The following is a 10,240-nucleotide window of genomic DNA, read 5'->3' on the forward strand; positions in this document are numbered from 1 at the left end:
CAAGGGCGGTGCAAACGTGCGCCTTGAAGAGAGCGGCGAGCAAACAATCTTGCACTATGATGTTGAGGCCAAGGTTGGCGGTAAACTCGCCCAGCTCGGCAGCCGCATCATCGACGGTTTTGCCAAGAAAATGGCGGATCAATTCTTTACCTCGTTCCAAGAAGCCGTCGGTGCGCCAGTTGACGGCGAAGACGAGGGCGACGAGAAAAAGGGATGGTTCAACAAGTTGCGTGGGACCTAACAAAGCCTATTTTGCAACTGCTGCGCCAAAGCTTTGTGCTAGCTCGTTTCTTCAACGAGCACTGCTTCCAATATATCACCGGGCTGGCACTCTAACACGGCGCATATCTTGGCCAAGGTTTCGAACCGTACGCCTTTGACCTTGCCTGATTTCAATAGGCTGACGTTTTGTTCCGTGATGCCTACCGCCTGCGCTAGGTCGCGAGACTTCATCTTGCGCAGCGCAAGAATAACATCAAGCCGGACCACAATTTCTACATCGTTCATATGAAGGCTCGATTTTCGTCTTCCAGATCAGAGGCTTCCCGCATTGCCCATCCGATAACAACAATCAACCCGCCTGCCACAGCAAAGAAGATCATTTCGTTATCGATATTCACGGACAAAAGCCGTTCGCCAGCAGGGTTTGCCATGCTCAAAAGGACGGACAAAACGGGCTGTAAAAAGAAAGGTGCGAGAGAGAGGGCCAGAAACCCTTGTCCGATGCGTTGGATAAGAACCGCGCAGTTTTCGGTGAGCACATCACCCTTGCGATAAGATCGAAACAAGTTGCGCATCGCGTTGAGCGTGAAAAGCGAAATGATCATCGGGATCAAAAGCAAACCAAGTGCCGTGTACAATTGCAGAGATGTCGCCGCCGGCGAGACGGTCAGATGTTCCAACCTGATGTCCAAGGCTGCTGGTGTAATCGGGCCAGCGAAAAGGCTGATGGCTGTCACGATTGGTATGGCAATGAGACTGACCGAAGTAACCCACTCAAGGATGTGGGACCATTTTTTGACTCGAACAAACCTGTGCATATTTAATCCTTTCATTCTAAAACTTATTGTAAAACAGTAAATTTTAGTTGTCAAAGGAGATTCTAATGCGCCTACCCCTCTTGTCCGTCCTGTTGTTGTCCGCTTGTACAAGTCTCGTTCCGAGCTCGGCGATACTACTAAATCAAGTCTCTCCCTATGAGGCTGATCCAGCAGGGTTTGCTGTTTCGTTGATCTTGCCCGAAGGTCTTGAGATTACAGAGGGGTCTGCGCAGTTGACCTTTTCAGCGCGCAATACAGAAACGGATGAAATCCTTGAAACGCCGTTGATTCTGGAACGGCTGAAAATTGAAGGAGCAATCTTTCATATCGCGCCGAAGGATTTGGCCGCATTGCGCGAAACGCAATCCACCGCACGTGAGTGGAAGGCTGTGGACGAGGATGCAGTGAAAGGTTCGCTCGCTGTTACGATTGAGCCGTGCAAGTTGGGCGATGGGCCTGCCACGGATGCTGTTGCAAGCGTTGCGATCCGCATGTCTGAAGACGGTGCTTTTCTGCCCCTTATCAATAACGGACCGATCTCTGCGATCATCAGGCAAGACGCGCTGCCTGAAATGAAACCCTGCACGCCTGAAAAGTAAACGCAATTATTTCTCTTGACGTAATACCATTTGGTATCGCATATAAGTGAAACCAAATGGTATTACATGAGGGCATCATGATCCAATCAGAACAGCAAGGCTTTCGCGCTTTGGCCGATCCAACGCGGCGCGGCATTCTTCATTTGCTCGCCGAGCAAGACCTGACCATCGCCGAAGTTGCTGACAACTTCCAAATGACCCGCGCGGCGGTGAAAAAACATCTGACCATTTTGCAAGAAGGTGACCTCATCACCACCCGCACGGACGGACGATCGCGCGTGAACGCGCTGAATCCCGATGGGCTAAAGCGCGTGCATGACTGGTTCAGCTTCTTTGATGCGTTCTGGGATGATCGTTTGGCCGCTTTGAAAACCGAAATTGAAAAGGACAAAACATGAGCGACACAACTTTGCACAAATCCATTTATCTTAAAGCGACGCCTGAACAGGTTTGGGAATATCTGACCGACCCCGAAAAGCTCGCAACGTGGTTTCACAAGCCGAAAGCACCCCTCACCATGGGGAGTTATGCAATGTTTGGTGTAGAAAGCGGTGACAAGTTGATGTGGGGCGACGTCCTGGTTTCTGAGCCATACACACGCCTTGAATATACATTCACGATCAAACCGATGGGCGAGGCTACGAGTACTGTGAAATGGGCGCTCGATGCAGTCGCTGGTGGCACACGTTTGTCTTTGGTGCACGAAGGATTGCCGCAAGGCGAAGGGGCGTTCGGTCTGACCCTTGCGCTGGATAAAGGCTGGGATGAGCATATGGGCCGTTTGCGGGCAGATCTGCACGACGCATAGGATAATTTGTTGTCAGGGCCGGTGTACGGCCCCGACAACTCCCTCCCCAGAAATTGGGAGACTGTAAGCGATCTGTTAAAGAGTTCTGCGATACCTATCCGCAACTAATGCTAAACGCAGGATAGGATAAGCAAATGGGCGCGTTGAAGATTGAGAAACCTGCGAGAGCCTCAACGCTCGCCAAAGCGCGCGCAATGCATCAGCGCGATCCTTATGATGTAGGTAAAACACTGATCCTCTCCGATCTTCTCGAGGCGAAAGGTTTCGCAAAAAAGGCGACGGATCTCTGGCTGGCTTTGCTCGAACATGATCCCGAATGTAATAGCGCGCGCCTCAATCTAGCGACGCTGCTTTTTCGTCACCGCGAATTTCACGCTGCTTATGCGCACTTCGTGCGGATTGATCGTTCAAGCGGATTTGCAGCGCAGGCCCACAACGGCGCAGGGGCTTGCTGCTTTGAACTCAAGAGTTTTGATCTTGCCATTGGGCACTATTCTGAAGCGATTAAGCTCAACAATCGCGGAGCTTCTACATATGAGAATCTTGCTTTTGCACTGGTCGCGATTGAAAAGTTCACCGAAGCGGCAGAGTGTTTCAACTTGGCCTACACTGTGTCGGGTCGAGATAGTTCTATCTTAAGCGCCGGCGCTGACCTCCTGCTCAAAAACAACGCAGTTGAAGATGCAATCGCGCTCTATCGTGAATATCTCGCATTGGTCCCTGACAATGCGCAAGCGTTTAGCAATCTCGGCGCTGCCTATCGTGCCAATGGCCAGTTTGAGGCAGCTGAACAGACCTTTGTACAAGCTGTGAAACTTGATCAAACGAACCCTGTGTTCCTCTATAATCTATCAACGATTACCAAGTCGCCTGCCTTGCAAAAGCTTACAAGCGGCGTGACCTATCAAGACGAAAGCGCACATCAACGCGCTTGCTATCATTTCGCAATGGCCAAGGATTTTGATCTGCTTGAGGAGTATGAAACGGCCTTTCATCACTTCGAGAAGGGCAATGATGCGCTTCATTCAACCGCGCCATCGAATGGGGTGATCAATCCCCTCAACCTTGATTTAGGGCAAACACAAGAGACTGTTGCGGATTGCCCTACCCCCATTTTCATTGTTGGCATGCCGCGCTCTGGAACCACTTTGGTCGAACGTCTTTTGTCTTCCCATAGTCTGATCGCCGCTGGTGGTGAGCGCAATTGGCTCCAAGCCGCGTTGCAACATGCGCTTGTTGATCAAGACGGATTACCCGATGCACGCGCGTTCGATATTGCAAAGCGATACAGCGCTAATATTCCAAAATCTCTTAAAGAGACGCCTTATTTCACCGACAAAATGCCCCTCAATTTTCGATATGTGAAGGAGGCAGCGCTAGCCTTTCCGACGGCGAAATTTGTGCATGTGCACCGTGATCCAAGGGCTGTCGCATGGTCGAACTATCGAACCTATTTTACTATTGGCGGCGCTGACTTGAGCTACTCTACAAATCGCAAGAGTATCGCCGAGTTTATGCAAAACTATCGCCAAGAGGTTGCGTCTTGGAATTGCCTTCCAGAAGGACGCATCGTTCATTTGGACTACGAAATGCTCGTGTTAGAGCCTGAAAAAGAAACCGCGCAATTGATCGCAGCGTTGGGGTTGCCTGAAAAAGAAGCTTCTACAAAAGAGCAGCGCGTACCGGTTCCCATCCGCACAGCTTCCGCCCAGCAGGCGCGTCGCGCAGTTTATAAAGACAGCAGTCTGAGTTGGAAGAACTACCAAAGCTTCGCGGCGGACTGGTTCGAGAATATTAGCGATTTACGCAGATATGGAAATCATCACGTGCCAATCAAAATGCCAAAACCATCAGCACTAAAAGCGTGAAACTTATACCCCAAGTTCCGGCAAAGGCGGTTTTTATCAATTGAAGGTGGCGTACGCGATTGCCAAAGATCAATGCAATTGCAATGCCAATACCGATAAAGATCGAGCAAAAAATCGCTACAATTCGAAACGGCACAAGTGCGCTTGAAAGATCGAAAAATAGTGACCTCCAAGAAAATTTAATGATGATCATGCCTATGAGAAACAAGACGATCGCAACCAAAGGGCCTTTCCAACGCGGCGCGTCTAACTGCAAATACAAGGCATTTGAGACGACAAGGGCGGCATATAAAGTACTGACAAAAATCAATAGCAAATGAGAAGGCTTTCAATTGGCGAATGTCTGCGATTGCCTATCAGCCCAAACAATTTTTGGAAACAAGACTAGACTATTGATCTGCCGTTTGAGCGATTTCAACCGTTCCAGCGTTGCGATACCAACGCGCAATCTTGGCGCGTTCTTCGTTAGAAATATCCGTCACATTCGCCGGCGGCATGGCATGTGACACGCCCGCTTGCAGATAAATTTCTCGCGCTGTGCGGGTGATGTCGTAGCGGGTTTCTAAAAACACACCTTTGGGGGCCCAACGAATGCCCTCCCAGCTCGGCTCGCGACCATGACACATGGAGCAGCGGCCAAGCACGATGTTCTCGACCTCCTCATAGCCCGCGGAAGCGACCAGCATTTCCTGATGCGGCGACAAGGTTTGGTTTTGCGCTACGTCGTAGTCTTGATCCCAGGTGTTGGCGGTCGAAAGCCAAGCGATAATGATCATCAAAATCACAGTGACGAGCCAAGTCCACATCGGCCCCTTCCCTGTCGCATGCATCGTGTTGAAATAGTGCCGGATCGTAACCCCTGTGAGGAAAATCAAAGCTGTGATGAGCCACGCATATTCCGTGCCGAAGGCCAACGGATAGTGGTTCGATAACATCAAGAAGATGACCGGCAAGGTCAGGTAATTGTTATGTGTGCTGCGCAGTTTGGCGATCTTGCCGTATTTTGCATCGGGTGTGCGCCCTGCCTTCAGGTCGGCGACGACGATGCGTTGGTTCGGCATAATGATGAAAAACACATTCGCCGTCATGATGGTCGCGGTGAAAGCACCCAGATGCAACAGCGCCGCGCGCCCGGTGAAGGTTTGGTTGTAGCCATAGGACATGACCACCAAGATCACGAACAAGAGCACCATCAAGAACGTCGGTGTCTCGCCCAGTTTGGATTTGCACATGGCGTCATAGGCGAGCCACCCGATGGTCAGCGAACCTGCAGAAATCGCAATCGCCCCCCATGTGGACAGCGCGGCCTTAGCGGGATCAATGAGATATAGCTCAGCGCCGGCCCAATAAACGATCATCAACAAAGCTGCGCCAGAGACCCACGTGATATAGCTCTGCCATTTATGCCAGATCAAATGTTCGGGCATGTTTTCAGGCGCGACCAGATACTTCTGGATGTGATAGAACCCACCCCCATGCACCTGCCATTCTTCACCAAAGGCCCCCTCTGGCATGTTGGGTGCTTTGCGCAGACCAAGATCGAGCGCGATGAAGAAAAAAGATGCACCAATCCACGCCATTGCTGTAACAACGTGCAGCCAGCGGACAACAAATGCGATCCAATCCCAGAGTATTGCTAGATCATACATCAAAGGTTCCTTTGTTCATACCGTCAGCCTATCCACTCATTGATTTTACCGCTATAATTGTCATTCCACAAAGAGTGTCAAAAATAGACTAAAAATGTCCTATCTCGATAACATTCGCACCTTTGTGCGCATCTATGAACTTGGCTCTATGTCTGCTGCTGCCCGGGATCAACGAATTTCGCCCGCAGTGACCTCTGCGCGCATTTCTCAGCTTGAGGCGCATTTGGGCGTGAGGCTCTTTCAGCGCACCACACGGTCGCTCACCCCGACAGAGCAAGGGCGTCTCTTTTACACCGGTGCATGTACTGTTTTGGAGGCTGTCGAAGCCGCCGAAGCAGAGGTCGGCGATGCGACAGATAATCCGCGCGGCACGCTTCATGCGGCGGCACCTTTGGGGATTGGCCGCCGTTTGATTGCGCCTTATGTGCCAGAATTTGCGGAGAACTACCCATTGGTTGACGTGCGTCTGCGCATGACAGATCGCAAGGTTGATTTGACTGCTGAAGGGCTCGACATTGCATTCTTTCTGGGCCGTCCCGCGGATTCAAACATGCGTATTCGCAAGATCGCGGATTGTGAGCGTATCCTATGCGCGAGTCCCGCGTATATTGCCGAACACGGGCATCCGAAAACGGGACATGAGATTGATCGAGGCCAGCATAATTGTCTGAACCTTCGCTTTCCCGGTGCGACGGAATTTCAATGGGAGTTGAACACAGAAACTGGAGCGCGCAAGTTTGATGTGCAAGGCCGGTTTGAATGTGACGATAGCGATGTTCTCACGGATTGGGCACTACAGGGTGCAGGTATCGCGATGCGCCCTGTTTTCGAAATCGCGGCGCATCTTGCGTCAGGCGCATTGGTGCAAGTGGTCGAAGACACGCCGCCCCTGCCCGTTCAGATGGCTTGCCTTTACACCCATCGCCGTCACCAAGACCCCAAAGCGCGTCTGTTTATGGAGTTCATGATCGAACGCATGCGGCAGGCGATAACAACAGCCTAATTATTTTGTAGTAAAAAGCCGCCATCCAAAAAAACCTGCGGTCAAAGCGGTAACGACAGTGAGGCCGAGCCAAATACCGCCTGATTGTTGCAGATACACAGTGCCCGTTTCCGCGTCAAAACATCGCCCAATTTCGTTAAAACACCGCCGCCATACGTAGTGGGTATTGTAGTAAATATAGGCGCAAAAACCGCTCGCAAAGAGCATGAAACACAAGGCGCATTTAAGGGCGATGTGTCTCATTTAGGGCAAGCCGCAGACTACGACACTTGGCATTTTGAATTTACCTCTCTGTGCGATCAGGCTCAGATTAGGATCGCTTGTACCCAAGGGCAAATCGAATTCACTCGGTCACAGATTGATGTTTGGAATACTCGTCCATCAGAGCGTGCAGGACATCAACCGACTTTGGAAATTTGGAAAAGCTGTGAACCGCAGGTACGTACACCCATGGTAGTTTTTCATCGGTCATCACTTCAACAAATGGTTCAAGCGATGCTCCATTTTCTAGAATAGACGTACGGACATTAACGCGGTCCGGTGCTCCGCTGAGCTCGGAATAGACGAAAACTTTGCACGCGGCGCAGAAAAAATGCGCACGACCTTCTGATCTTAACCCACCGATCTCTACAGCGCCGCTGCAGCTAAAGTTCTGTTTCGGGAACATCGCTGTTAACGTAAAAGCCCCTGCGCTAAATTTCTGACAGCCATCGCAATGGCAGGCGAGCGTTAACAGCGGTGTGCTTGTCAGGCGAACTTGAACCGCGCCACATAGGCATGCGCCTTTATAACGGTATTGAGAGGCCATTGATAAATTCCTTTTGTGAATGGTGCAGTTGAACTGGGATTAGGTCCTTAGAAATGGCCAAAGCAAACTCTGGCCATTCTACGCCCATGGGGAAACTAAAGTGATCCTGAGACGTCTAAACCATCGATGTTTCTTGAAACGGCTTTTAGCTCGAAAACAAGGATCGGGGGGCGAGGATCAAAGTAGTTATGATCGCGCGGCACATAAAGCTGGGCATCACTGACGGCGACATCTGAAAAGGGAATAGTCCCTTCCATACCCAAAACTGTCACGAGACGGCCGCTGTTTGCATCAGCGACGACAACAATAGGGTAATCTTGCGCAGACATGTAAATCAAGCCGTTATTGTAAGCGATGCCCGACCACCGAAGCATTTGGGGGTTTTGACCCGGCTTGGCAAAGGCGTCAAAATCCAAATCAAATGACCGTACTTCGCCAGTCGATCGCACCAAGGCTGTGATCTTTGCGGTGCCATCCGTGGTGAAAAAGAACTTGTCGGGCCCACTAGACAGCCCCGAATATTCAAGCTCAGCGATTTGCGATGGCAAATGCAGGTTTTCCAAACGTTCGAACCGTTCGCTGACACGCAACATTGACCCGAATTCGCCGACGAGACCAAAGGCCAAACCGGTCCATGTGATCGCCTCGAGCCGCCCCTGGCGGATCAACAAGGGGGTAAACGGAAATACGTTGCCACCGCGCGTTTGCCCCGTTTCATCGATCACAAAGACTTCGGATTGATCTGTGGACAGGAACAATTTGTCGTCTTTGCGGAAGAGGCCAGAGATCTGTTCGATATGTTTCGGCACCGGAATTTCCGATGGATTTTTCAATGTTTGGGGAACGATGACAGGCGCATCGAGATAGGTCATTTCCTGTCTATCCGGCGCGCCAATATCCGCCAAAACATCGAACACAATGAATGCGCCAAAGCGGGTGAACAACAACGCCAAGCAAATCAGTAGGGTGAGTACGCAAATGAACAACGTTGCAAACGTTCTTCGAGATTGGGATCGATCTGTCATGAAAGTCTCCTTTTTGTATCGTGACACGATCCATCTGGAAAATTTCATCTAACCTCGCATCGGGCATTTCACACAAACTCCACTCCATCGGGCGGATGACCTATGACCTTTGGAGCTTTGCGCGATAGGCTCAGGGCAAAAGAGGACGCTTATGACTTACACGACCGAACGTTTGGCAATGTTGGTTTTTCTCGCGGTTTTGCTGATTGCGACCATTATGGACATTTGGCAGGACATCTCGGCCGGCGATGCGGTCCAGCAGATCGTTTTGGACATTGTTGTCGTCTCTGCAATCGCCGCGCTGGGTGTCTATATTTTCTTATTGGAGCCGCTCAAAGTGCGCCGTGAAAATATGCGTTTGGCGAATGATGTGGAAGAGCAGCAGATTGCACTCGGTCGCGCGTCAAACATTGCGCGCAAACATCTTGATGGGCTTGGGATCTACATCAAAGCACAATTTGAGAGTTGGGGACTAACAGCAGCAGAACAAGAGGTCGCGCTGCTGTTGTTAAAAGGGCTGTCGATGAAAGAAATTTCAAAGCTCAGAGACGTCTCCGAACGGACCATCCGGCAGCAAGCGACCACAGTTTACAGCAAATCGAACCTCACTGGCCGCGCGCATCTTTCTGCCTTTTTTCTAGAAGATTTGTTATTGCCAAGCTGAAGCCATTGATGTTGTCACGATCTGCTCGCCCGTGCGGCAAGGACAGCACCCAAGGTGATCAAGACGCTCGCAGCGAGCAAAATCGAGGTTGGCTCGGCGATCCCTGCGAGCACTAAAGCGAACGTCGACAATAAAGGCGCAGCATATGAAGCGACCCCAAGCAGCTGAATGTCGCCGCGTTTTACCCCGACGTCCCAGACGAAGAACGCCAGTCCAACCGGACCAATGCCAAGGCCAAGCACAGCAAACCATGCGTTTGAATCGGTCGGCCAAATTGTGGTTTCTAGCGCAAGGTGCGCGATGCCCGACAAAACCGCGGTCGCGAGGCAGAAAACCGCGACGCTCGATGTAGGTGTGTCGCCCAACCGCCGCGAAAGCACCGAGTAGCTTGCCCATGTGACTGCGCACAAAAGCGCCAATGCATACCCTAGCCCTGCGCCCGCCTCAAATCGGGTTCCACCATCGCTCACAATGAGCGCGGCGCCAGAAAATCCAACGAGGCCCCCGACTATATGTCCCAACTTCAAACGCTCACCGGGCAACAGCCCCGACATCAAAACGATAAGCAAGGGCCAGAGGTAGGCGATCAATCCAGCTTGTGCCGGCGGCGCGTGGCGTAGCGCAGAAAAATAGAAGAAGTGATAGCCAAACAGGCCCGCGGTTCCAAAGGCATAAATCTTCCAACTGACTTTTCTGAGCGCGCCGAGCTCGCCCGTTACAATCACCCAAATCAGGCCCAAAGCTCCACCGACTGCAAAAGACATAGACGTCAGCTG

General features: G+C 51.3%; 14 protein-coding genes. 7 read left to right on the top strand and 7 right to left on the bottom strand.

Annotation, left to right across the window (positions count from 1 at the left end; genetic code table 11):
• Window positions 1-241: SRPBCC domain-containing protein (locus tag ABJQ89_RS15905; protein ID WP_348497145.1), on the top strand; the 241-nt coding region annotated here is incomplete at its 5' end.
• 38 nt (window positions 242-279) lie between these two features.
• Here ABJQ89_RS15905 and ABJQ89_RS15910 read toward each other — a convergent pair.
• Window positions 280-507 (bottom strand): helix-turn-helix transcriptional regulator, encoded by a 228-nt coding sequence (locus ABJQ89_RS15910; protein ID WP_348497146.1) that lies wholly within the window; start codon window positions 505-507, stop codon window positions 280-282.
• Window positions 504-1,040, bottom strand: coding sequence for a DUF2975 domain-containing protein (locus tag ABJQ89_RS15915; RefSeq protein WP_348497147.1), 537 nt, complete (start codon window positions 1,038-1,040; stop codon window positions 504-506). The genes ABJQ89_RS15910 and ABJQ89_RS15915 overlap by 4 nt, the downstream gene beginning before the upstream one ends.
• Window positions 1,041-1,105: 65 nt before the next feature.
• Here ABJQ89_RS15915 and ABJQ89_RS15920 point away from each other — a divergent pair, with 65 nt between their 5' ends.
• From ABJQ89_RS15920 to ABJQ89_RS15935, 4 genes are all read left to right on the top strand, one after another.
• The gene (locus ABJQ89_RS15920; RefSeq protein WP_348497148.1) at window positions 1,106-1,639 is read left to right on the top strand and encodes a hypothetical protein; all 534 of its coding nucleotides are present in this window, start codon (window positions 1,106-1,108) and stop codon (window positions 1,637-1,639) included.
• A 77-nt stretch (window positions 1,640-1,716) separates the two neighbouring features.
• Window positions 1,717-2,037, top strand: coding sequence for a metalloregulator ArsR/SmtB family transcription factor (locus ABJQ89_RS15925; protein ID WP_348497149.1), 321 nt, complete (start codon window positions 1,717-1,719; stop codon window positions 2,035-2,037).
• A complete protein-coding gene (locus tag ABJQ89_RS15930; RefSeq protein ID WP_348497150.1) occupies window positions 2,034-2,447 on the top strand; it encodes an SRPBCC domain-containing protein in 414 nt (137 codons plus the stop codon). Before ABJQ89_RS15925 ends, ABJQ89_RS15930 begins: the two co-directional genes overlap by 4 nt.
• A 134-nt stretch (window positions 2,448-2,581) precedes the next feature.
• Window positions 2,582-4,315 carry a sulfotransferase gene (locus ABJQ89_RS15935; RefSeq protein WP_348497151.1) on the top strand — a complete coding sequence of 578 codons (1,734 nt, stop codon included), beginning with the start codon at window positions 2,582-2,584 and terminating at the stop codon, window positions 4,313-4,315.
• Here the strand turns inward: ABJQ89_RS15935 and ABJQ89_RS15940 are convergent.
• Complete coding sequence (locus tag ABJQ89_RS15940) at window positions 4,281-4,631, bottom strand: hypothetical protein (RefSeq protein WP_348497152.1); 351 nt, start codon at window positions 4,629-4,631, stop codon at window positions 4,281-4,283. The two genes, ABJQ89_RS15935 and ABJQ89_RS15940, sit on opposite strands and share 35 nt — an antisense overlap.
• Window positions 4,632-4,704: 73 nt before the next feature.
• A complete protein-coding gene (locus ABJQ89_RS15945) occupies window positions 4,705-5,964 on the bottom strand; it encodes a urate hydroxylase PuuD (protein ID WP_348497153.1) in 1,260 nt (419 codons plus the stop codon).
• Window positions 5,965-6,058: 94 nt separating this feature from the next.
• Here ABJQ89_RS15945 and ABJQ89_RS15950 point away from each other — a divergent pair, with 94 nt between their 5' ends.
• Window positions 6,059-6,967: a LysR family transcriptional regulator gene (locus ABJQ89_RS15950; RefSeq protein WP_348497154.1), complete on the top strand. Its 909-nt coding sequence runs from the start codon at window positions 6,059-6,061 to the stop codon at window positions 6,965-6,967.
• Window positions 6,968-7,310: 343 nt separating this feature from the next.
• Here ABJQ89_RS15950 and ABJQ89_RS15955 read toward each other — a convergent pair whose 3' ends face one another.
• Together ABJQ89_RS15955 and ABJQ89_RS15960 are read right to left on the bottom strand one after the other, a co-directional pair.
• Complete coding sequence (locus ABJQ89_RS15955; RefSeq protein ID WP_348497155.1) at window positions 7,311-7,775, bottom strand: GFA family protein; 465 nt, start codon at window positions 7,773-7,775, stop codon at window positions 7,311-7,313.
• A gap of 95 nt (window positions 7,776-7,870) precedes the next feature.
• Window positions 7,871-8,800 (bottom strand): hypothetical protein, encoded by a 930-nt coding sequence (locus ABJQ89_RS15960; protein ID WP_348497156.1) that lies wholly within the window; start codon window positions 8,798-8,800, stop codon window positions 7,871-7,873.
• Between the two features lie 151 nt (window positions 8,801-8,951).
• On the opposite strand from ABJQ89_RS15960, the gene ABJQ89_RS15965 reads away from it, so the two are divergent.
• Window positions 8,952-9,464 carry a helix-turn-helix transcriptional regulator gene (locus ABJQ89_RS15965; RefSeq protein WP_348497157.1) on the top strand — a complete coding sequence of 171 codons (513 nt, stop codon included), beginning with the start codon at window positions 8,952-8,954 and terminating at the stop codon, window positions 9,462-9,464.
• A gap of 14 nt (window positions 9,465-9,478) precedes the next feature.
• On the opposite strand, the gene ABJQ89_RS15970 is transcribed toward ABJQ89_RS15965, so the two are convergent.
• Window positions 9,479-10,240, bottom strand: a 762-nt coding sequence (locus ABJQ89_RS15970; protein WP_348497158.1) for an EamA family transporter, incomplete at its 5' end; no start/stop codon positions are given.

This window comes from Planktotalea sp., from assembly GCF_039984035.1.
Classification (GTDB): domain Bacteria; phylum Pseudomonadota; class Alphaproteobacteria; order Rhodobacterales; family Rhodobacteraceae; genus Planktotalea.

Coding starts and splice junctions, on each gene's coding strand:
- ABJQ89_RS15950 (WP_348497154.1), top strand. CDS start 6,059: ATGTCCTATCTCGATAACATTCGCACCTTTGTGCGCATCTATGAACTT.
- ABJQ89_RS15935 (WP_348497151.1), top strand. CDS start 2,582: ATGGGCGCGTTGAAGATTGAGAAACCTGCGAGAGCCTCAACGCTCGCC.
- ABJQ89_RS15925 (WP_348497149.1), top strand. CDS start 1,717: ATGATCCAATCAGAACAGCAAGGCTTTCGCGCTTTGGCCGATCCAACG.
- ABJQ89_RS15920 (WP_348497148.1), top strand. CDS start 1,106: ATGCGCCTACCCCTCTTGTCCGTCCTGTTGTTGTCCGCTTGTACAAGT.
- ABJQ89_RS15965 (WP_348497157.1), top strand. CDS start 8,952: ATGACTTACACGACCGAACGTTTGGCAATGTTGGTTTTTCTCGCGGTT.
- ABJQ89_RS15915 (WP_348497147.1), bottom strand. CDS start 1,040: ATGCACAGGTTTGTTCGAGTCAAAAAATGGTCCCACATCCTTGAGTGG.
- ABJQ89_RS15945 (WP_348497153.1), bottom strand. CDS start 5,964: ATGTATGATCTAGCAATACTCTGGGATTGGATCGCATTTGTTGTCCGC.
- ABJQ89_RS15955 (WP_348497155.1), bottom strand. CDS start 7,775: ATGGCCTCTCAATACCGTTATAAAGGCGCATGCCTATGTGGCGCGGTT.
- ABJQ89_RS15930 (WP_348497150.1), top strand. CDS start 2,034: ATGAGCGACACAACTTTGCACAAATCCATTTATCTTAAAGCGACGCCT.
- ABJQ89_RS15910 (WP_348497146.1), bottom strand. CDS start 507: ATGAACGATGTAGAAATTGTGGTCCGGCTTGATGTTATTCTTGCGCTG.
- ABJQ89_RS15960 (WP_348497156.1), bottom strand. CDS start 8,800: ATGACAGATCGATCCCAATCTCGAAGAACGTTTGCAACGTTGTTCATT.